Source organism: Streptomyces sp. NPDC034043, from assembly GCF_055575675.1.
Map to the genome: position 1 here is coordinate 190,933 of NZ_JBVISF010000006.1, position 21,979 is coordinate 212,911.

Genomic DNA, 21,979 nt, shown 5'->3' on the forward strand with positions numbered 1-21,979 from the left:
GCTCCGCCGCGCCCGCCCGCCGCGCGCGGCGGCCGTACCCGGCGGAGCCTGCAATCCCCCGTGCGGGCGACCCGGCCCTGTTCGAGCGAGTTTCAACGCCGCCCGCCCAGACCCCGCACGCCCGGCGGCCCCGTCCAGAACATGTGTCCACCGACTGCCCCCGGATACGCCGTTACGGACCCGATCGGGAGCCGTTTCTAGAGCACCAGTACCAGTCGTGAGCCCATCCGGAGGATGCCGTGCACACTGCGCCCACCCGTCCCGCACACCCCACCGAATTCGAACATCCCCGCCCTCGGGTCCGCCTCCGCGCACGCCACGGGCACCGGGTTGACGGCCCCGGCGGCTTCGGGGGCCACCGCTCACGACCGGGTACGAGGAGGGCGGCGTGAGCGGGGCATCCACGTCCGGGCCGGCCGCCGCCGGGGTGTCGGAGTCGGAGCGGCTGCTGTTCGGCGGGCCCCTGGCGTACGACATCGGCTGGGACCAGCACGAGGGGGCCTGGCTGAAGCTCGGCCTGTGGACGATGGCCCGTGACCTTCCCGCCATGGTGGGCACCGCGTTACGGCTGGCCCGCCTGGCCGACGCGCCGGCGCTGCGGACGGTCCTGGGCGCCGAGCTGGGACGGGGCATCGGCCAGGCCGCCGGGCTGGTCGCGGTGAACTCGGTCCTCGGCCACCTCATGACCCCCGGCCCGACCACGGCCCGGCTCACGGCAGCGGTCCCCGCGCTGGTCCTCGTAGCGGTGACGGGGGTGCTCGGATCGCTGCTGCGGTCGGCCTCCACCGCGGCGACGGGTGCGCTGGAGCCGAAGGTGCAGCGGCTGGCCACCGAGCAGTACCTGGCCCTGGGTCACCGGGTGGAGCTGACGGCGATCGAGGACGACGAGTTCCACCGGCTGATGGACGCCGCCCGGTACGGCGCCGACTCGGCCCGCCGCATGATCCGTTACTGCACCGACGTGCTCAACTCGGCGGTCTCCCTGATCGCCGCGGCCGGCGTGCTGACCGTGCTGCATCCGCTGCTGCTGCCCCTGCTGGTCCTGATGACGTTCCCCAGCGCGTGGGGGGCCCTCGTCATCAGCCGTCAGCGCTACGTCTCCTTCCACGCCTTCCTCCAGCACGCCCGTGCCGGGCACCTCCTCGGCCAGCTGCTCACCCAGCAGCAGGCCGCCGCCGAGGTACGGGTCCACGACGTGGGACCGTTCCTGCTCACCCACTTCCGCGGCATGGCCGAGACCAACGAACGCGAGCAGACCCGGCTGGCCCGCCGGGCCGCCCGGACGGGTCTGATCGCCGACGCCGCCGGGGGGCTCGCCGCCCTGGCCACGTACGGGGCGCTGGGCGTCCTGCTGTGGGCCGGCCGGATGGACCTCGCGGTGGCGGGGACGGCGGTGCTGGCCATCCGCACCGGGGCCGCCAGCCTGGACAGCCTGGTCCTCCAGGTCACGGAGCTGTACCAGGAGAGCCTCTTCGTCGCCGACTTCAAGCGCCTGTGCACGGAGGCGGAGGGGCGCACCATCCCGTCCGGCGGGACGGCGCTGCCGGAGCGGGTGCGCGAAGTACGGTTCGAGAAGGTGACGTTCACCTACCCTGGCAGCGGCTCCGGGGACTCCCCCCGGCCCGCCCTGCGGGACGTCAGCCTCACCTTCCCCATGGGGAAGGTCGTGGCGCTCGTCGGGGAGAACGGCTCCGGCAAGTCCACCCTGATCAAGCTGCTGTCGGGGCTGTACCTGCCCGACGAGGGCGGCGGGACGATCTGGTGGGACGAGGTCGACGCCCGCGGCGCGGACCGCGGTCAGGTCTTCGGACGGGTCGCCCTGATGTCGCAGAACTTCTACAACTGGCCCTTCACGGCCCGGGTGAACATCGGGATCGGCCGGCCCGGCGCGCCGATCGACGACGGCGCGGTGCGGACGGCGGCCGCCTTCTCCGGCGCCGACGAGGTCCTCGCCGGTCTCCCCCGGGGCCTGAACACGCTGCTGGGCCGCGGCTACCGCGGCGGGCACCAGATCTCCGGCGGTCAGTGGCAGCGCATCGGCATCGCCCGCGCCCACTACCGCGACGCGGCGATCCTCATCGTGGACGAACCCACCAGCGCCCTCGACCCGATGGCGGAGCAGAAGGTCTTCGACCAGATCCGCGAACAGGCCGCCACCGGCCAGACGATCGTGCTGATCACCCACCGCTTGCACGCGGTACGGCACGCCGATCTGATCCACGTGCTCAAGGACGGCCGCGTCGCCGAATCCGGCACCTTCGACGAGCTCATGGACGAGCGCACCGGCACCGGTGACTTCCGCGAGGCCTACCTCGTCCAGGCCGGCGCCTTCGCCGACCCGCTGCCCGCGCCGCGGACCGGCGGCCATGAGCACCTGCCCGCCGGGGAGCACTCGTGACCGCCCGGGCGCCGGCGCCCGGGCGGATCGGGGCGGGCGGTACCGGTCAGGCGGTGCGGGTGGCGGTCAGGAGCCAGCCGGTGCCGCGCAGCCGGACGGCGCCTTCGGCTTCGTACGCGCGGAAGGTGTCGGCCAGGCGTTCGCGGGCGCGGGCCTGCCCGGCGGGGCCGACCGCGCTCAGCAGGTGGCGGCCGGGTCCGGAGCCGAGGAGGAAGTCCGCCGCGTCGCGGGCGGTGCGGCCCCAGGTCCCCGTGGCCCGGACGTGTTCGGCGCGGACGTCGCGCAGGCCCGCCGTACGCAGCAGGCCGGTCGCGGCGTCGGGGTCGGCGAGGGAGAACATTCCCGGTCCGCCGGGGGTGCCGAAGCCGCCGACCGGCAGGACGTCCCGCAGCGCGGTGAGCGCCGTCAGCCATTCGTTGCCCTCGGGTTCGGCCGCGCACAGGAGGGCGACGCGGCCGCCCGGCTTCAGGGCGGAGGCGATGTTGGCGAACGCCGCCGCGGGGTCGGAGAAGAACATGATGCCGAAGCGGCTGATCGCGACGTCGTAGGCGGCTTCGGGCAGCGGGTGGGTCTGGGCGTCGCCGTGGGTGAAGGAGATGTTGGCGATGCCCTCCCGGGCGGCGGCCGTACGGGCCTGCTCCAGCATGGGGCCGGAGAGGTCGAGGCCGTGCGCGTGGCCGCGGCCGGCCGCCCGGGCCGCCAGCCGGGTGGTGGCGCCGGCCCCGCAGCCGATGTCGAGGACGTGCTCGTCGGGCCGGATGGAGGCGGCGGCGAGCAGGGGCCGGTCGAAGCCGGCGTTGACGGCGTTCCAGCGGTCGTGGTGGGCGGCCCAGTGGGCTCCCTCGTAGCCGTTCCATGCCCGTGCCTGGGCGGTGTTGGTGGTGGAGTGCATGCCGAAGGGCCTCCGGTGACGTCGGATACGCCTAGAATGGGCGCATGCCCAAACAGTATGGGCGGACGCCCATACTGGCAATCCCCTTACACCGGGAGAATGTTGATGTCACCGCGAGGAGTGGCCATCGAAGGCCTGCGGGAGCGGCTGTTCGAGGCGGCGGACCGCGTCCTGGCCCGGGACGGCGCCGCCGCCCTGACGAGCCGGGCCGTGACCGAGGAGGCGGGCTGCGCCAAAGGCGTCCTGCACACCCACTTCTCGGGTCTCGACGAGTTCGTCGCCGAACTCGTCCTGCACCGTTTCGGCGCCGCCGCCGCGCTCTCGGAAGGCCTCCCGTCCCGGGCGGGCACGGGCGGTGTGGCGGACAACCTCGCGGACGTGACCTCCGCCGTACTGTCCCTGGACCCGGGGCTGGTGGGGCTGGCCGTGACCCGGCCTGCGGCGGCGCGGCGGGTCCGCGAGGCCTGGGCCGGGGGCGCCCCCGGCTTCGCAGCCGTCGAACGGGCCGTCGGCGCGTACCTGCGGGCGGAGCAGGAGCTGGGGCGGGTGGCGGCCGCCGTGGACGTGGAGTCGGCCGCGCTGGCCCTGGTCGGCACGCTGCACCACCTGCTGATGACCGGCCCGGCGGATGCGGAGGCCTCGTCCCGGGCCCGGGTCGGTCGCCTGGTCCGGGCACTGACCGGCACGGCCTGAACCCCCGGCCGGGCGGGGAGCGGGAGGCGGCTGCCGCGGTGTCCCACTGCCGTCAACCCCGACCATCGTCGGGGGTGGGGGCAGCCCTTCGGCCGGGGCGGCCGCAGAGCGGCGCTCCTACCGTCGGCCGCATGGAATCGATCGAACGATGGAACGGAGGGCGTCGCCTGACCGCGGCGCTCGCCTCGGCGGGTGCGGGAGGGGCGGCGGTGCTCTGGCTGACGCCCGCCGGCTCACTCGCGACGGACGCGCCGGTACACGTCACCGCGGGCTGGTCGGCCGGCGTCTACCGCGCGCTGACCCGGGGCGTGGCGCAGGGCCCGCCGTGGGCCACGGCCGTCCTGGAGGCGGCGAGCGAGGCCACCTTGCTGCTGCTGGGGCTGTTGCTGGCCTGGGCCGGCTGGAGCGCCCTGCGCCGCCGGGACGCGCCGCGCCTGGCCGGGGCGGTGGCGGCCGCCGCGGGGACCGTCGCCGCCTACGGGACCAGCGAGGCGCTCAAGCTGCTGGCCGGCGAGGAACGGCCGTGCCGCGCCCTGACGGGGGTACCGGTCCTCGCACCGTGTCCCGTGCCGGGCGACTGGTCGTTCCCCAGCAACCACTCCACCCTGGCGGTCGCGCTGGGCGTGGGGGTGGTCCTCGTACGGCCCCGGCTGGCCGCCCTGGCCCTGCCGGTCGGCGCGGCGGCCGCCCTGCTGCGGGTGCTGGTCGGGGTGCACTACCCGCACGACGTGCTGGCCGGCGCGGCACTCGGCACGGCGGCCGCGGTGACGGTACGGCTGCTCGTACTGCCGTTCGCCGTACGGACGGTGTCAGCCCTCCTCGCGCGGCGGCCTGCCGGACGGCACGGGGACCACGCCGGCCTCGTGCGCGACCACGGCCGCCGCGGCCCGGTTGTCGACGCCGAGGCGGGCGAGGATGGAGCTGACGTGGGCCTTCACCGTGCCCTCCGCCAGGCCGAGCCGGCGCGCGATCTGGCCGTTGGAGAACCCGCCGCCGAGGTGGCCGAGCACCTCCCGCTCCCGGCCGGTCAGGGCCTCGACCCGGGCGCGCGCCCCGGAGCGGCGGCCGGCTCCGGCACCCGCGCCGCCGGCCGCCAGATGGGCGACGACCCGGGCCGCCACCTTGGGTGAGAGATAGGCGGCCCCGTCGGCGACCGCCCGGATGCCGGCGATCAGTTCCTCGGGTTCGCCGGACTTGATCAGGAAGCCGGCGGCGCCGTCGCCGAGGGCCCGCAGGATGTACTCGTCCTCACCGAAGGTCGTCAGCATCACGACTCCCGTTCCGGGGACGGTCCTGCGGATCTCGGCAGCGGCTTCCAGGCCGCCGGTTCCGGGCATCCGGATGTCGAGGACGGCCACCTGCGGGCGGTGGGACCGGACGAGTTCCACCGCCCGGCGGCCGTCGCCCGCCTCCGCGACCACGGTGATGCCGGGGTCGCAGGCGAGGACGGCGCGGATGCCCGCGCGGATCATGGGTTCGTCGTCGGCGATCAGGATCCGGATCATCGGACGGCCTTCCCTGTGTAGTCGTCGGTGGAGACCAGGCGCCCGGCCCGGAAGCAGAGGCGGTAGACGTCGCCCGAGCGGTCGTCGAACGGGTCGCCGGTCTGTACGTAGAACTCGCAGACCGCGTCCTGCGGCGCGGGCCCCGGTGCGGCCGGGCGGCGGGTCGTCTGGCGTTCGGGCAGGTACGGCGCCACCTCGGCGCGCGGCTGGCCGATGCGCAGGCGGGCGTAGTCCCCCGGTGCGAGGACCGACTGCCGGGCCGTCACGGTGTCCCACGCGCGCACGCCGCCCACCAGCAGGGCGGCGGTGCACAGCGGTACGAGCACGGCCGCGGCGGCGGTACGGCCCAGCCGGCGACGGGCCCTGCGGTGCTCGGGCGGCAGTACGTCGCCCGGCCGGCGCGGCGGCGGCACGGTACCGGGGCGGTGCGGGAGCGTGGCCCGTACGGCGAAACCGCCGTCCTCGGGGCCGGAGGTGAAGGATCCGCCGGCCAGCCGGACGCGTTCGTCGAGGCCGATGAGCCCGAAGTGGTGGTCCTCCGCGGGCACCGCGTGCCGGTCGGCGTCGTCCCGGGGCGCGGACACGCCGGGCACCGGCTCGTCGGTCACACTGACCCGGGTCCGGTCCCCGGCGTGGCGCACGAGGACGGTCACGCGGTGCCCGGGCGCGTGCTTGGCGACGTTCGTGAGGGCCTCCTGGACGACCCGGTGCACGGCCCGCCCGACGGCGGGCGGCCCGTCTTCCGGCCCCGGTTCGCCCTGGACGTCCAGTCGTACGTCGAGGCCCGCGGCGGCCGCCCGGTCCACCAGGTCCCGGATCTCGGCGAGCCCGGCCCCCGGCCCGGAGCCCGGAGCCGGCTCGGACGGTTCGCGCAGGACTCCGATCACCTCGCCGAGCCGGTCCACGGCGGCCCCCGCCCTGGCTCGGATGTCCTGGGCGGCGGCCCGGTGTTCGTCCGGCAATCCGGGTGCGAGCTTCAGCGCGCCCGCCGACAGGGCGATGAGGCTGAGGTCGTGGCCGAGGAGGTCGTGCATGTCCCGCGCGATCCGGGTCCGTTCGCGCAGCCGGGCCTGTTCGGCGACCAGCCGCTGTTCCCGCTCCAGCCGCGCGGCCCGCTCCCAGCCCGCTTGTACGAGTTCGCGGTACTGGCGCAGGAACCGGCCCGCGAACCACGGCAGCATCGCCGCCACGAGGAGCAGCCCGACGAACCGGCTCGCCCACCCCAGCCACGCCGGCACCAGCAGTACGGCCACCACGGCCGCCGCGAGGACTCCGGCCAGGGCCGCCACCGTGCTCCGGTTCCGTCCGGGCCGCCGGCCGCCGAGGAAGGCGCAGACGGCGGCCGGCAGGCCCCACCACAGGGTGGACACGCCGGTGCCCACGCCGGCCACCGCCCCGGCGAACAGGACGGCGGACAGGACCGGAACGGGTACCGGCACCCGTCGCGGTACCCGGATCCGGCACTTGTCGGTCATCTTTCTCACGGACGCGACCCTACGGAACCGGGCCGGGCCCGCGGCACTGCCGAAAGTCCACTACCGCCGGCCGGCTCCGGTGAGGACGACGAGCTGCCGGGTCGCCCGGGTCATGGCGACGTAGCGGTCGACCGCCCCTTCCACGCCCGTGCCGAAGTCCTCCGGGTCGACGAGGACGACCAGGTCGAACTCGAGCCCCTTGGACAGCGAGGGGGTCAGCGACCGGACGCGGGAGGTCGTACGGAACGTGGGGTCGCCGATGACGCAGGCGACGCCCTCCGCGTTCGCGGAGAGCCAGGCGTCGAGCACCGAGTCCCGGTCCGCGGCGGATCCGTGGACCACGGGGATGCCGCTGCCGCGGATGGAGGCCGGCACGTTGGCGTCCGGGAGGACGGCCCGGATGACCGGCTCGGCCTCCTCCATGACCTCACGCGGAGTGCGGTAGTTGACGCTCAGGGAGGCCATGGTGATCCGGTCGAGCCCGATCCGCTCCAGCCGCTCCTGCCAGGACTCCGCGAAGCCGTGCCTGGCCTGGGCCCGGTCGCCGACGATGGTGAAGCTGCGGGAGGGGCAGCGCCGCAGCAGCATCTGCCATTCGGCGTCGGTCAGTTCCTGGGCCTCGTCCACGACGATGTGGGCGAACGGGCCCGCCAGGAGGTCCCGGTCGGCCGCGGGCAGGGCGGTCTCGTCGATCAGGCTGTCCTGGAGGTCCTTGCCGTGCAGCATCGTCACCGCCCCTTCGCCGTCGGCGTCGGCCGCGATGACGCTGTCGATGACGCCGGCCATCCGCTCGCGCTCGGCGGCGACGGAGGCCTCGTGACGGCGCTTGCGCAAGGACGCCTGCGAGTCGCCGAGCCGCTGCCGGGCCGCGTCCAGCAGGGGCAGGTCGGACACCGTCCAGCGCCCGGCGTCCTCGCGCTGGAGCGTGCGCACCTCGTCACGGCTGAGCCAGGGGGCGCACTTGCGCAGGTAGGCGGGCACCGACCACAGGTCGGCGACCAGCTCGGTCGCCTCGAGCATCGGCCACGCCCGGTCCAGGGCGGTGACCAGCTCCCGGTTCTGCCGCAGCGACCTGCGGAACAGCTCGGGCGAGAGGTCGTCGTCGTCCCCGTCCCCCTCGTCCTGGTGCTTGTCGAAGAGGATCGTGACCAGTTCCTCCCAGATCTGCTCGCGCGCCTCGTTGTGCGGGGTGCCCGGTTCGACCGCGTCGAACGCCGCGGCCCAGTCGTCGGCGGTCAGCCGGACCTCGCCCCAGTGGGTCGTGACGGTCATCCCCTGGGCGGGCGGCTCCTCGTAGAACCTGACGGCCGTCTCGATCGCCCGCACCAGGTCCGCGGACGACTTCAGGCGGGCCGCCTCCGGGTCGCTCTCGCCGGCCGCCGTGGCGCCCTCGGCGACCAGGTCCCGGACGGTGCAGGTCTGGACGCCCTCCTCGCCGAGGCTGGGCAGGACGTCGGCGACGTAGGACAGGTAGGGGCGGTGCGGGCCGACGAAGAGCACGCCGCCCCGGCGGTGGCCCAGGCGGGGGTCGGAGTACAGGAGGTGGGCGGTGCGGTGCAGGGCGACGACCGTCTTCCCGGTGCCCGGCCCGCCGTCGACGACGAGGGCGCCGCGGGATCCCGCACGGATGATGGCGTCCTGGTCCGCCTGGATGGTGCCGAGGACGTCCCGCATGCGGGACGACCGGTTGCCGGCGAGGCTCGCGATGAACGCCGACTGGTCGTCGAGCGCGGCGTGCCCCTCCAGCCCGTCGACGGTGAACACCTCGTCCCAGTAGTCGCCGATCCGGCCCGCGGTCCAGCGGTACCTGCGGCGGCTCGCCAGGCCCATCGGGCTGGCGTGGGTGGCCGCGAAGAACGGCTCGGCCGCCGGGGAACGCCAGTCGATCAGCAGCCTGCGGCCCGTACTGTCGGTGAGGCCGAACCGTCCGACGTACAGGGGCTCGGGGTCGTCGGCGAGGACGATGCGGCCGAGGCACAGGTCCAGGCCGAAGCGGCGCAGCACGCGAAGGCGCGCGGTCAGCCGGTGGATCTCCGCGTCCCGGTCCATGGCCTCCCGGCCGATGCCGCCGGGCGCCCTGCGCGCGGCGTCGAGTCGCTCGGACACCTCGGCGATCGTCTGCGCGAGGCACTCCTCGATGGCGGCGAAGTGCTGCTCGTCGCCGGCGACCAGCTTCGGGTCGGCCTTGGCGGACAGGTGCTCGGGGAGGTTGAAGACGCTGGTGGTCAGCGGGTTCACGGATGCGGCTCCGATCTGAGGTCGCTCGCGACCTGTGGGGTGCGGTGAGTGCGTGGGGCGGTGGGGTGGGTCTTCCGGGCGGGCGGCCCGGTTCGAGCAGGGGTGGTGGCGGCCGGTTCACGCCGAGGCGGCGGCCCGGTTCACGCCGAGGCGGGCACCGGGGACCCTTACCGGCCGAGCTCGTCGAGCAGGCGCCGGGCGGCGACGGTCGTTCCGTCCGTACGGACGGTGGCGGCCACGGCGGTGGCGCGTTCGCGGACCGCGGGCGTCAGGACGGCCCCGAGTACGGCCGACAGGGAGTCGGCGGTAGGAACCGGCCCGTCGTGTTCCGCGCCGATGCCCAGCTCGCGGACCCGGCCGGCCCAGTACGGCTGGTCCCCGCCCCCGGGTACGACCACCTGGGGAGCCCCGGCCAGGGCGGCGGTCGTCGTGGTGCCCGCGCTGCCGTGGTGGACCACGGCGGCGACCCGGCGGAACAGCGCCTGCTGGTTGACCTCGCCGACGAGGAAGCAGTCGTCGTGGCCGTCGGGCAGGGTCAGGCCGGCCCAGCCCCGGGACAGGAGCACGCGGCGGCCCCGCGCCCGGACGGCTTCGACGGCCGTCCGGGCGAGGCCCTCCGGATCGGGGACGGGCGTGCTGCCGAAGCCCACGTACACCGGGGCCTCGCCGGCGTCGAGGAACTCCACCAGGCCGGCGGGGAGCGGCCGTTCGTCCGGCAGGACCCACGCGCCGGTCTGTACGACGCCCAGCTCCGTCGGCTGCCACGGGGACAGGGCCGGATCCGTGGCCAGCCACGGCCGGCCGGAGAAGGCGTAGTCGCGCACGCTGTCGACCGGCGCCAGGCCCGCCGAGGCGCGGTGGGTGTTGAGCATCTCCCCGAACATCGTGTGCGCGATCCGGGCGTCCTCGTCCCACAGGGTCCGGCTGGCGACGGTCTCCGGCGGCACCGGCTGGCCCCGCCGCACGGGCGGCCTGCGGTGCGGCGACGGGAGGCTGACCGGCTGGTGGCTCGCGTGGACGTAGCGGATGCCGAGCTTGTCGGCGACCGAGCGGGCGGCGGCCGCGACCGGCAGCGGGCCGGTCACCACCAGCGCGTCGCAGCCCTCGGCCGCCGCCGCGACCGTGCCGAACTGGGCGGCCATCAGCTCCGAGGCGCGCTCCGCCAGACCGGCCGCCGACCCGGGCGTCACCGTGGTCACCACGGGCCGCACCGGCCGGCCGGCGGGCACCGTCTCCACCCCGAGCCCGGCCAGCCGCTCCACGAACTCCTCGTCCGGCGGGGCGCACACGCGCACCTCGGCGCCCAGCTCCCGCAACCGCACGGCGAGTGCCACGATCGGCTCGACGCTCCCGCGCGATCCGTAGACCGAGAACAACACACGCATGACCGGCTCCCCCGCTTCGATGATCTTGGCTTAGGCCGGTGATTCTGCTGCACGACCAGGGCCTTGCGGCAAGCCCCCCGGTGCGTTATAACTTGAGAGTGGCAAGGAGTGGTCATCCCTCCTTGCCTTCGTCGTTTCCGCCCTCCTCGTGTGGAGCGTGCCGAGGGATCGACGGACGACACTCCCCCTCACCAGGGCCCGCAGCGGCCCAACACCCGCCTGCGCGCGTACGCGTGCGCGGCGGTTCCGGCGGACCCGCCCCCGGGCATCCTTCCCCCGCCACCCGGGGCCCCCCGGGGTGTTCACGGAGGCCGTTCGCGGCCAGCCCGGCCGGAAACCGGCGGTGACGGCGGGGCCCTCCGGCCAACGGCGGCCGCCCCGCCGCCCGCCGCACTGCCTTTCGGCCAACCTCCGCCGTTTCACATGGAGTTACCGCGCATTGTCGAAAAGCGTCCGCTGCGCCCGGATCACCCCGGGAGCTACCGTTGCGCTCGTTCGTCCGCAACACGGATCCAGCCATCACACGTCGTCCCACACCCTTGGGAGTTCTCATGGCAGATTTCGACGCGGCCACGTCGTTCGAGGCCCACGACCTGGACCTCGGTGGCATCACCGTCACCGCGATGCGCGACACCGCGGGGGTTTCGGCCTTCGCCGCGGGATCGTCCACCTCCACCTGTGGCATCCCGACCGCCACCGCCTGTCAGTGCATCACGCAGCAGCCGCAGACCGTTCCCGGCGTCATCTGACAGTGATCCGGCCGACGCCCGTTCCGGCGCCCGTACCCGGGCCCGGAGCGGGCGATCCGCTTCCCGCCCCCGATCAGGCCGAGCCGGAAGGACCCCGGGACGCCATGACTGTCTCCGCCGTGCGCATCTCCTCGTACGCGCTGGTGCGCGCGACCACCCTCGCTCACCCCGCGCAGTCGCCGGACGCGGCCGCGTTCCGCAACGCGCTCGGGGAACTGACACGGCTGGAGGGCGCGCTGGCCCGGCTCGTGCCCCGGCTGACCGACGCCTTGTACGCGAGCCGGGGCGGCCATCCCGACCGCTTCCACCGGGACGTGGTGCTGCCGCTGCGTCGGGCCCTGCACAACGGGCGCGAACCCCGGCCCGCCCTCCTCGACGCGCTCGGCGACCTGCCCGGCCGGGTGCCGCCGCTGCGGGAGTGGCTGGAGCTGCGCGGCCGGCTCGCCCCGCTGCGGGCCCGGCTGCACGGCCCGGCGGCCGCCGCCCTGGCGGCGGAGCGGCACGCCCTCGCCGCCCAGTGCCGCGAACCGGCCCTCGCCCTCGCCGCTTCGGCGACCAGCGCCGACCTGCTGGCCGCCGTGGAGCGGGCCGCAGCCGGAACGACCGGGCGCCGCGCCCGCAAGGAGGAGCCCGGGGTGCTGCGGCACGCCGTACGCGCCGCCACCCGCAGCAGCCCGGTGTCCTGGTACACCGCGGTGGGCTGGGGTCCGCTGCCGGCCGGGCCCGGCTCCCCGGACCCGGCCGGCTCCGACTGGGGGGAGGGCGACCCGCTGGACCCGGTCGGCAACCCGGTGCGCACCGGCCGGAGCCTGGTGGCGGCGCTGTGCGAGGCGCTCCTCGCCGACCCCGCGCGGCGGGCCCGCCTCCCGCACCGGATGGCGAGTGCGGCCCGTACGGCCGGAGGGCGCGCCACCTTCGCCCGTAGCCGCGGCCTTTCCGCCGTCGGCCGGTTCGTCGTCCCCGGGCAGGACGAGGTCGAGGTCGCGGCGAGCGCGCCGCTGGAGCGGCTGGCCGAGCTGTGCCGCACTCCCGCGACGCCCGCGCGGCTGGCGGCGGCGCTCGCCGCGCCGCAGGACCGGGCGGCCGCCCTGGCGTACCTGGAGCAGCTCGTGAACGCCGGGCTGCTGGTGCCCGTACCGCCCGTCGGGCCGCAGGAGGCCGACCCGCTGGGGCGGATCGCCGCCTGGCTGCGCGACGGCGGCGAGCAGGCGCTCGCGGCCCGTGTCGACGAAGCCGGCGACCTGACGCGGAAGTTCGCGGTGGCCGGCCCCCGCGAGCGCACCGCGCTGCTCGGACTCCTGCGCGAGCGCTGGACGGCGCTGCTCGCCTCGGCGGGGCGGGCGCTGCCCGCGGGGGGCCCGGTGCCCCAGGTGCTGGCGGAGGACGTGGTGGCCCGGCGCCCGCTGGACACCGGCGGCCTGCTCACCGGCGAGGACCGCGAGGCGCTGCGCGAGGTCGCCGCCCTGGCCGAGCTGTACGACCTCGGGCACCTGGTGCGCCGGGCCCTGCGCGACCGCTTCGTGGCGCGCTACGGCCGCGGCGGTGTCTGCCACCCGGTCTGGGACTTCGGGCCCTCGACGGTCGCGGCCTGGGAGGACACCGTCCGGGACGCGCTCCTCACCCCGGACGACGGCCTCGGCTCCCTGCCGACCCGCGCCGCCGAACTCGTACGCCTGCGGGCCTCCTTCGAGGCGGCGGTGCGGGAGCGGGCCGCCCTGCGGGAGGATCCGGACTCCGATGTGGTGCTGCCCGCGGAGCTGGTCGGGGCGTACGCGGCGCGGCTGCCCGGCTGGGCGGCGGCGCGCCCGCTGTCGTACGCCCACTTCCTCCAGCGGGACGCCCGGCGCGGGCTGCTGGTCCTGAACCACGTCTACGGCGGCTGGGGACGGACCGGGAGCCGCTTCTTCGGCCTGCTCGGCCCGGAGGCCGTCGAGGCGGTCGCGCGGGAGGTCGCCCGCGGAGCGGGACCCGGCGCGCGGCCGGTGCAGTTCCGCCCCGTCCAGGGCTTCAACGCCAACCTGCAGCCCCGGTTCATGCCGGAGGAGATCGTCTCGCAGGAGTACCCGCCGGAGGGGGCGGCAGGTACCGGGAACCGGACGCCCCTGCGCGACTCCGACGTGGAACTGGTCCACGACGAGACCACCGACCAGGTGCGCCTGCGCGTACGGGACACCGGCGAGCCGCTGGACGTCTTCTACCCGGGCCTGCTGGTGAGCGGTCTGCTCCCGACGCGCGACGCCCCCCTGGTCCACGACCATCCGGAGGGCGTCGTCTCCTTCGCCTCGCTGGTCCCCCGGATCGTCACCGACGTGCCCGGCGGACCCCTGGTGCGCACCCCCCGGCTGCGCCACCGGCACGTCGTGCTGCGCCGCCGCCGCTGGAAGCTCGCACCCGGCACGGTCGGGGCCCTGCGGACCGCGCTGGCCGCCGACGCGGCCGACGGCGAGGTGCCCTTCACCGCCGTCGCCCGCTGGCGGGCCCTGCTGGGCGTTCCCGACCAGCTGTTCCTGCACCCGCCGCTCGTGACGGCCGCGGAGGCCGCCGCGACGGCGGAGGAGTCCTCCCGCCGGCAGGCGCTGCCCAAGCCGCAGTTCGTCGACCTCGGAAACGCCCTGCACCTGCGCTGCCTCGACAAGTGGCTCGCCCGCCATCCCGACGGGCTGGTGCTGGAGGAGGCGCTGCCCGCGCCCGGCGGGCGGGACGTCCCCGCGCGCGCCGTCGAGGCCGTGGTGGAGACCTACCGTGCGGGGAGCCCCTCATGACCGCCGCGCCGCCCGCGGTGTCCGCCGCTCAGGACGGGGCCGCCGGGTCACGCGCGCCGGACGCCCCGGACGCCCCGGACGCCCTGGACGCCCTGGACGCCCTGCGGCACTGGCGGCTGCGGCCCGGGGTCAGCGCGAGCACCCTCGCCGAGGGCCTGCACCTGCGGGGCTGGAGCAGCAGCGTCACCCTGGAGGGCAGCCCCGCGCTGCCGGCGCTGTGGCGGATGGTGGAGGAGGCGCTGCGGCAGGGCGGGGCGGCGGAGCTCGCCGCCCGCGCCGGGGCCGGCACGCCGCTGCGTGCCGCGCTGTGCACGCTGATCGGGCAGCTCCACGCGCACGGCATGCTGGTCGAGGACGCGGCTCCGGCCGAGGGCGCCCCCGCGGGCGAGTGGCTGCTCACGGTCGCCGACCACCCCGCCCGGGCGGCCGCTGCCCTCGCCGGGTCCCGGGTGGAGGTACGGGCCGACGATCCGGACGCGCCCCTGGCCTCCGCGGCCGTACGGGCCCTGGCGCGCGCCGGGATCACGGCGGCGCGGGCCGGTTCCCGCACCGGCGGTGCCGGGCGGGTGCTGGTCCGCGCCACCCGCGCCGACGGCACCGAGTGGGCGGTGGGCGCGGCCGTCGGCCCGGGCGGGGCGTTCGTCACCCCGGCCGTGTCCGCCCCGGACCGGGCCGGGGCGGACACGGCCGCGCTGGCCGAACGGCTCGGGCTGGGCGGGGAACCCGGGCCGGCGGCGCCGCCGGGCCCGGAGCTGACCGCGCTGGTGGCGGGAGCTGCCGTGCAGCGGCTGCTGTGCGCGGTGGCGGGACTTCCCGATCCGGGCTCCGGGGACGCCGACGGCCCGCGGTCGGGGCCACCGCGGCTCCCCTCGGTGCTGGTCGCCGGTGAGCGCCCGCTGCGGTCGGCGTACCACCCCTGGCCGCAGGGTGCCGCGGAGCCGACCGCGCCGCCGCCCGGCACGCTCGCCGAGGCGCTGGCCGGGGTGGCCGCGCTGGGCGACGAGCGGCTCGGGGTGGTGGCGCCTCCCCTCACCGGCACCCTGCCGCAGCTTCCGGTGGCGCTGGCCGGCTGCGCGGCGCCGGGCGGCGGGCGGATGACGGCCGGGGCCGCGCGGGCCGACCTCGCCCGCCTCGACGCCGTGTGCCGTGCCGCCGAACTGCGGTGCGGGGGCCGGGGGGTGGTGGTCGGGGCGGGGCCCGGGCACGCGCTGGGGCGGGCGCTGCGGCGTGCCGCGCTGCGGCTGCCCGCGCCGGGGGCGGGAGCCGCGCCCTGGGACCCGTACGGCAGCGGGCATCCGCAGGCCCGCCACTGGTGGCGGGTCCTGACCCGCCGGCTGGGGGTGCGGGCGCGGCTGAGCGTGACCCCGCTGGACGCGCACGGTACGGCCTACCGGGCCGAGGTACGCGCGAGCGGTCCGCCGGGGCGGCTGCTCGGACGGGCGGTGGAGGCCACCGCCGGGGACGCGGCCGCCTTCGCGGCGCTGGCCGCGCTGGTCCGCGTACAGGCCTCGGCACTCGACCCGGCCCCGCGTCACACCACCGTGCCCGGCGGGGAGTTGTGTCCGCTCGCGGCGGCCGGGGCGGATCCGGCGCCCTGGGAGGACGAGAGCTGGGCCGCGGGCTGGTGGGCCGCGACCGCCGCGCGGGAAGCCGGCCTGCACGCCGGCCTGCGTGCGCTGACCGGCCTGCGGGCCCGTCCTTGGGAGCCCGCAGGGCCCGAGGCGCGGGCCGTCGTCACGGCGCTGCGCGGATGCGGGTTCGCCGTACTGGCGGGCCACGACGAGCCCGGCACGGACCCGGAAGGGGGATCGCGGTGAACCCGTCGGCACCACCCGTCGCCGGCACTCCGCTCGGGGCGGCCCTCGCCGCGCTCGGGCTGACCGTCCTCGACGCGCGGGGCGCGCTGGAGGCCACGGCCGGCCGGGCCGTGGTCGTCCTGGACGACTGGTCCCTGGACACCGCCTCCGAGCTGTCGCGGCACGCGCTCCGCCATCCGGTCACACTGGTCCCGGTGCGCGGTGACGGCGCACTGACGGTGGTCGGCCCGGTGCTGCGGCCCGGCGCCGTGGGCTGCCTCTCCTGTACGGAGTACCGCCGGCTCGCCACCATCGGCGGCCGCGTCCCGTGGCACAGTCCCGGCCTGCGGCTCGGCGGCCGCCCCTCCCCCGCCCTGGCGGACGCCGTGGCGGCACTGGCCGCCGGCCTGCTGGCCGAACCCGTCCCGGGGCCGGGTGCCGCGGCCTCGGTGCGGGTCGTGCACGGCGGCCGGGCCGACTGGTCGAGCCACGGCTTCCGGCCGGCCGGCGGCTGCCCGGTGTGCCTGCCCCTGCCCGACGACGACCCCGCGACGGCCCGGCCCCGCTGGAGCGGGGCGAGGCTGCCGGATCCGGCGGTGCTGCGCGGCGCCAACGACCGTACGGGCAGGGAGGGTCTGCGCGCGGAGCTGTACGACGAACGGTTCGGGCCGGTCCACCGGGTGGTGGCCACCGAGGACTCCGCGCACAGCCTGACGAGCGCCTACGTCACCCTCGGACGGGACCTTCCCGACGGCGGCTACGGCCGGTCCGGCGACTACGCCGGCAGCGAGCGGGTGGCGCTCTTCGAGGGCGTCGAGCGGCTCACCGGGATGCGCCCGCACGGGAAGCGGACCGTCCTGCGGGCCTCCTACGCCGCGCTGGGGCCCCGGCGGGCGCTGGACCCGGAGCGGCTGGGACTGCCCGATCCCGCCCACCACGGGCATCCGGCGTCACCGACCGTCCCCTACACCCCCGACCTGGAGCTGGACTGGGTGCACGGCTGGTCCCTGACCCGTGGGCGCACGGTCGCCGTGCCCGAGCACGTCGCGTACTGGGACCCCGGTCCGGGCCGGCCGCGCGTCGTCTACGAGTGCTCCAGCGGCTGCGGTCTGGGCAACAGCCCCGAAGAGGCCGCTCTGTACGGGCTGTTCGAGGTCGCGGAACGCGACGCGTTCCTGATGGCCTGGTACGCGAGGACCCCGCTGCGCCGGATCGCGCCGCCGGACGACGACCTCGAGGTGCTGCACCTCGCCGACCGGGCGGAGCTGGCGGGCTACGAACTCGCGCTGCTGGACGCGACCAACGACTTCGGGGTCCCGGCGGTCGTCGCGGTCGCCCGGCACACCGATCCGCGGTCGGCGGCGCCGCAGGTGTTCCTGGCGGCCGGTGCGCACCACGACCCGCGTGCCGCGATCCGCTCCGCCGTGGTGGAGGCGGTGACGAACGTCTTCAACGCCGCCCAGCGGCTGCGGGCGGAGCCCGGCAGCTGTGATCCGCGCCGGCTGCGTCCGATGCTGGAGCGGCCGGAGCTGGTGGTCACCCTATCCGACCACACCGCGCTGTACGGGCTGCCCGAGGCCCGGCCGAGGCTGGACTTCCTCTACGAGGGCGATGACCGCCCGACGCCCTGGCGGGAGGCCTGGCCGGGCGCGCCCGAGCCGGTCGCGGAGCCGGCCCGGCTGCTGGACGCCACGGTGCGGCGGCTGGCGGGGGCGGGGCTGGAGGTGATCGTGGTCGGGCAGGACGAGGCGGGGGTGCGCGAGCGCCTCGGCCTCCACACGGCCAAGGCGGTGGTGCCGGGCGCCCTGCCGATGACCTTCGGGCACGTCAACCGGCGCACCCGGGGGCTGCCCCGGCTGCTGGAGGTCCCGCACCGGCTGGGCCGGGCCGCGGGGCCGCTGCGCCATGAAGAACTGCCGCTGCATCCGCACCCGTTCCCGTGAGGAGCCGTACGTGAACACCGCCCCCGAAGGCCCCTGGCCCGCCCTGCGCTGCTTCCCTCGGGAGGGGCCCGGGGGCGCCGACGCCTTCCTCGTGGAGGACCTCGCGCCGCTGCTGGACGGGCTCGTCGCCCGGGGCGGGGCCGCCGGGTGGGACTTCGTACGCCAGGCGGAGGGCGAACCGCACCTGCGGGTACGGGTGCACGGCGTCCGGGCGGGGGGCGAAGCCGGACTCTCCGCCCTGGTGGAGGCGTTGACGGAGGCGGCGGAGGTCCGTCGGGCGGCCGGGCCGACGCCCGCGGCCGAGGGGCTCGCGGCGCTGTCCACCCGGATCGCGGTGGACTGCGTCGCCGGGACCCCGCACGGGAGCCGGCGCCTGGCCGTCGCCGGGGACCTGGCGCACGCCACGGCCTGGGCCCTGGGGATGGACCGCTTCGCGGCGGCGCGCTGGCTGCGCGGGCTGGCGGTGGCCGTACGGCCCGGCTCGGCGGAAGCGGGCCGGCTGCCCGCCCGGCTGGTGCACGCCCAGGTGAACGCCGTGTACGCGGCCCAGCGCGCCGGACTCGCCGGCCGGGCGGCGGCCTTGCGGGAGGCGCTGGAGCGGGGCACCGCGACGGGACCGGCCGCGGCCTGGGCCCGGGGTGTACGGGCGGCGGAGGGGGCCGGGGAGCGGGACGGCGGGCTGCACCTGCTGCTGAACCGGCTCGGGGTGGCCCCGGACGAGGAGCGGGCCGTGTACCGGCTGGCCGCGCACGCCCTGCTGGACACCGGCGAGGCGGCCGCGTACTTCCCCGAGGGGCACCTGGCGCCGGACTGGCGGTACCTGGAGCGGAGCAAGGTCCGGGCGGGCTGGGACGCCCAGGGGGCACTGCGCCCGGCTCCGGCCGAGACGGTGCCGCGGGGGGAAGAGGTGGCGCTGCCCGGCGGGCCGGTGCCCGAGGTCTCGCTGTGGGCCGCCGTCACCGGGCGGACCAGCGTCCGCAAGGGGCTCAGCGGTCCGCTGAGCGCGCGGACGCTGGGCACGCTGCTGTGGGGCGCTCACGCCACCAGTCACACGACCGGCTCCGACGCGCCCTTCGCGCACCGCCCCTACCCGAGTCCGGGCGGTCTCTACGCGGTGGGGATCCGGCTGATCGCGTTCGGGGTGGAGGGGCTGGAGCCGGGGACGTACCAGAGCCTGCCCGGCCGGCGCACGCTGCTGCGGGTCGGTGGGGCGCCCGCGCTCGGCGAGTTCAAGGCGCTGTCCGCGTACCTGGACGCGCCGCCGGAGGATCCTATGGCGCTGGTCGTGGACGAGGCACCGGTGGTGCTGGGGCTGTACGTGGACCTGGGCCGGATGCGGCGGCGCTACGGCCTGCGGGCGCTGCGGCTGGGCCTGCTGGAGACCGGTCACCTGGCCCAGTCCCTGCTGCTGACGGCGTCGGCGCTGGGGCTCGGCGCGATGCCGCTGGGCGGCTTCCAGGACGACCTGGCGCACGAACTGTTCGGCCTGGACGACCTGGACCGACCCCTCCAGTACGTGCTGCCCGTGGGCCGGGCCACATAATGGCACCGCCCGCACCGGCCCGGGCCGGACTGGCCGGGCCCGCACCGACCCGCACGACCCGAGGGACGAAGCATCCATGACGCTGAAGGAAGGCCGGCGGGTGAGGCTCGCGGCGGACATCAGGCTGGCCGACGCGCTGGCCGCCGCGGACGGCTCCGCCGGCTCCCCCGCGCCCGTGCCCGGGTTCCTGGCCCTGGCGGCGGGCACCGAGGGGACGGTCGAGCGGGTGGACGACGAGGAGCGGCGCGAGAGCCACGAGGTGCGCGAGTACCAGCGCCTCACCTCGCTCTTCGAGTCCTTCGGGCACGCCGTGCCCCCGGAGAGCAAGCGGCAGCTGGAGGAGCGGATCGCCGCCCTGGAACCGGAGTGGACCGCCTTCCAGGAGCAGCGGCCCGGGGTGCGGCTCCGCGTCCGCTTCGACAACGGGTTCGTCCTCGACGGCACGCCCGGGGAGCTGTTCACCGAGGCGGCCGGCGAGGCCGGCTGAGCGGGTGCGCCCCGGGGCGGCGGACCGCCCCGTGCGCAGGGGCCCGGCAGGGCGGCCCGCGGCCTCACCACCGCGCCGTGGGGCCTTTGCCGGATTTGTGAGAACGGTTACCTTCTCACCCGAATGGCGCGCTTCCAGGTTCATCATGGTTGACCGGAACTGTCGTCTACGCGCCCCCCGCCCCGGCCCACGAGGCCGCCCGGCGACCGGGTCGGCGCCACAAGGGAGAGCCGTGCGACCTGCGGGCAGCTGGACGGGGAAGAACTGGCGGATCGCGCTGCCGGTGGCGGGAGGCGCCTTCGTGCTCGGGTTCGGCGGCCTGTACGCCGCCGGACTCGCCGTCGGCGACGACATAGCCGACGGCACCCGCGTGCGGGGCGTCGACATCGGCGGCATGAGCAGCGCGGCGGCGCGGAGCACGCTCCTGCGGGAGCTCGGGCCGCGGGCCGGCGCCCCGATCCCGGCGGGGATCGGGGACCGCGTCGAGCAGGTCGTACCGGCGTCCGTCGGACTCTCCCTCGACGCCGCCGCGACCGCCGCCCGCGCCTCGCACACCGGATACGGGCCGGTCGGGGTCATCGGCCGGCTCTTCGCCTCCGGCGACCCGGACGTCGAGCCCGTGATCCGTACCGACGAGCTGGCCGCCCGCGCCGGGGTCGACCGGCTCGCCGCGAGCACCGAGCAGCCGGTCCGCGACGGGTCCATCACCTTCGACGACGGCCGGCCGGAGGTCGTCACCGCCCGGACCGGCGTCTCCCTGGTCCGGGACCGGGCCCTCGACACGCTGCGGGAGGCCTACCTGCGGCCGCGCCCGGCCGGCACCCCCGTCGCCCTCCCGGTCACCCGTACCGAGCCCCGGGTCGGCGCGGACGAGACCGGACGCGCCCTGCGCGAGTTCGCCGAACCGGCCGTCTCCGGGCCGGTCACCCTCACCGTGGCCGGTGCCCGCATACCCGTCAGCCCCGTGGTCCTGGGCGAGCACCTGAAGATGACCCCCGACGGCGGCGGGCGCCTGGTCCCGGCCCTGGACTCCGGGGGCCTGCTCAGCGAACCCGCGGTGGCCGGCCCCGTCACGGACGCGGCCGGAGCGCCGCGCGACGCCGCGCTCGCAGTGGACGCGGACGGCCGTGTACAGGTCACGGAACGCAGCCGCGACGGGCGGCAGGTCACCGCAGAGGCCCTCGGCCGTGCCGTGATGCCCGCGCTGACCCGCTCGGGCGCGGACCGCAGCGCGGAGGTGGCCACCACGGCCGTCGAACCGGAGCTCACCGACGCCGAGGTGCGCGCCCTCGGGATCAAGGAGGAGATGTCCTCCTTCACCGTCGAGTTCCCGGCCGCCCCGTACCGGACCAAGAACATCGGCCGGGCCGTGGAGCTGATCAACGGTTCCCTGGTCATGCCCGGCAAGGAGTGGAGCTTCAACCGCACGGTCGGTGAGCGCACCGCGGAGAACGGCTTCGTCGACGGAATCATGATCAACGACGGCCGGTACGTGAAGTCGCCCGGCGGCGGTGTCTCGGCGGTCGCCACCACGATGTTCAACGCCATGTTCTTCGCCGGCCTCAAGCCGGTCGAGTACGGGGCGCACTCGTTCTACATCGAGCGGTACCCGGAGGGCCGGGAGGCCACCGTCGCCTGGGGCAGCCTCGACCTGCGCTGGCTCAACGACTCGGGCCACGCGGTCTACGTCAAGGCGTCCTCGACCGACACCTCGCTGACGATCAGCCTCCTCGGCACGAAGAAGTACGACGAGGTACGCGCCACCAAGGGCCCGCGCACCAACGTCAAGCCGCCCGCCAGGCACCGGGGCACCGGACCGGCCTGCGAGGTCCAGACGCCCCTGGAGGGCTTCGACGTCACCGTCGGCCGGATCTTCGTCAAGGACGGCCGGGAGGTCAGGCGCGAGGAGCACACGACGCACTACACCCCGCGCGACGAGGTGACGTGCGAGCCGGAGGCCGCCCCCGGCACGGTCCCGAGCGGAGCCCCGGCCGCCGCCGCACCGGCGGGCGACGCTCCGGCCGCGGCCGCCGCCGCGGCCCCGGCACGGGGCCGTTAAGGGGGCCGGCAGGGGGAACGGGTCCTCACCCGCGGTGACCGGCGGCGCGCGCGG

At 76.5% G+C, this 21,979-nt stretch carries 14 protein-coding genes and 1 pseudogene; 10 read left to right on the plus strand and 5 right to left on the minus strand.

The features are described from left to right. Positions 1 to 526 precede the first annotated feature (526 nt). A complete protein-coding gene (locus ACZ51S_RS17275; RefSeq protein ID WP_468474675.1) occupies positions 527 to 2,398 on the plus strand; it encodes an ABC transporter ATP-binding protein in 1,872 nt (623 codons plus the stop codon). A gap of 46 nt (positions 2,399 to 2,444) precedes the next feature. On the opposite strand, the gene ACZ51S_RS17280 is transcribed toward ACZ51S_RS17275, so the two are convergent. Further along, on the minus strand, positions 2,445 to 3,290 hold the full coding sequence (locus ACZ51S_RS17280; RefSeq protein WP_468474582.1) for a class I SAM-dependent methyltransferase: 846 nt from the start codon (positions 3,288 to 3,290) through the stop codon (positions 2,445 to 2,447). Positions 3,291 to 3,395: 105 nt separating this feature from the next. Here ACZ51S_RS17280 and ACZ51S_RS17285 point away from each other — a divergent pair, with 105 nt between their 5' ends. Together ACZ51S_RS17285 and ACZ51S_RS17290 are read left to right on the plus strand one after the other, a co-directional pair. Next, positions 3,396 to 3,983, plus strand: coding sequence for a TetR family transcriptional regulator (locus tag ACZ51S_RS17285; RefSeq protein ID WP_468474583.1), 588 nt, complete (start codon positions 3,396 to 3,398; stop codon positions 3,981 to 3,983). Between the two features lie 131 nt (positions 3,984 to 4,114). Beyond that, a pseudogene (locus ACZ51S_RS17290) lies at positions 4,115 to 4,750 on the plus strand (phosphatase PAP2 family protein); the annotation flags it as partial. Positions 4,751 to 4,792: 42 nt separating this feature from the next. Here ACZ51S_RS17290 and ACZ51S_RS17295 read toward each other — a convergent pair. The 4 genes from ACZ51S_RS17295 to ACZ51S_RS17310 form a co-directional block, all read right to left on the minus strand. Continuing rightward, positions 4,793 to 5,488, minus strand: a complete 696-nt coding sequence (locus ACZ51S_RS17295; protein ID WP_468474584.1) for a response regulator — start codon at positions 5,486 to 5,488, stop codon at positions 4,793 to 4,795. Next, positions 5,485 to 6,963, minus strand: coding sequence for a sensor histidine kinase (locus ACZ51S_RS17300; protein WP_468474676.1), 1,479 nt, complete (start codon positions 6,961 to 6,963; stop codon positions 5,485 to 5,487). Before ACZ51S_RS17300 ends, ACZ51S_RS17295 begins: the two co-directional genes overlap by 4 nt. 60 nt (positions 6,964 to 7,023) lie before the next feature. Next, entirely contained in the window at positions 7,024 to 9,201 is a 2,178-nt protein-coding gene (helR, locus tag ACZ51S_RS17305; RefSeq protein WP_468474585.1) for an RNA polymerase recycling motor ATPase HelR, read from the minus strand. Between the two features lie 167 nt (positions 9,202 to 9,368). Further along, positions 9,369 to 10,586 (minus strand): glycosyltransferase, encoded by a 1,218-nt coding sequence (locus tag ACZ51S_RS17310; protein WP_468961302.1) that lies wholly within the window; start codon positions 10,584 to 10,586, stop codon positions 9,369 to 9,371. Positions 10,587 to 11,137: 551 nt separating this feature from the next. On the opposite strand from ACZ51S_RS17310, the gene ACZ51S_RS17315 reads away from it, so the two are divergent. From ACZ51S_RS17315 to ACZ51S_RS17345, 7 genes are all read left to right on the plus strand, one after another. Next, positions 11,138 to 11,335: a thiazolylpeptide-type bacteriocin gene (locus ACZ51S_RS17315; protein ID WP_388940661.1), complete on the plus strand. Its 198-nt coding sequence runs from the start codon at positions 11,138 to 11,140 to the stop codon at positions 11,333 to 11,335. 104 nt (positions 11,336 to 11,439) lie between these two features. Next, positions 11,440 to 14,097 (plus strand): lantibiotic dehydratase, encoded by a 2,658-nt coding sequence (locus ACZ51S_RS17320; RefSeq protein ID WP_468961304.1) that lies wholly within the window; start codon positions 11,440 to 11,442, stop codon positions 14,095 to 14,097. Next, the gene (locus ACZ51S_RS17325; protein WP_468961306.1) at positions 14,094 to 15,914 is read left to right on the plus strand and encodes a hypothetical protein; all 1,821 of its coding nucleotides are present in this window, start codon (positions 14,094 to 14,096) and stop codon (positions 15,912 to 15,914) included. The genes ACZ51S_RS17320 and ACZ51S_RS17325 overlap by 4 nt, the downstream gene beginning before the upstream one ends. Continuing rightward, positions 15,911 to 17,836, plus strand: a complete 1,926-nt coding sequence (locus ACZ51S_RS17330) for a TOMM precursor leader peptide-binding protein (protein WP_468961308.1) — start codon at positions 15,911 to 15,913, stop codon at positions 17,834 to 17,836. Before ACZ51S_RS17325 ends, ACZ51S_RS17330 begins: the two co-directional genes overlap by 4 nt. Positions 17,837 to 17,846: 10 nt before the next feature. After that, positions 17,847 to 19,379 carry a lantibiotic dehydratase C-terminal domain-containing protein gene (locus ACZ51S_RS17335; RefSeq protein WP_468474590.1) on the plus strand — a complete coding sequence of 511 codons (1,533 nt, stop codon included), beginning with the start codon at positions 17,847 to 17,849 and terminating at the stop codon, positions 19,377 to 19,379. Between the two features lie 76 nt (positions 19,380 to 19,455). Next, on the plus strand, positions 19,456 to 19,866 hold the full coding sequence (locus ACZ51S_RS17340) for a hypothetical protein (RefSeq protein ID WP_468474591.1): 411 nt from the start codon (positions 19,456 to 19,458) through the stop codon (positions 19,864 to 19,866). Between the two features lie 232 nt (positions 19,867 to 20,098). Next, the gene (locus ACZ51S_RS17345) at positions 20,099 to 21,925 is read left to right on the plus strand and encodes a VanW family protein (RefSeq protein ID WP_468474592.1); all 1,827 of its coding nucleotides are present in this window, start codon (positions 20,099 to 20,101) and stop codon (positions 21,923 to 21,925) included. The last annotated feature ends 54 nt before the right edge of the window (positions 21,926 to 21,979 follow it).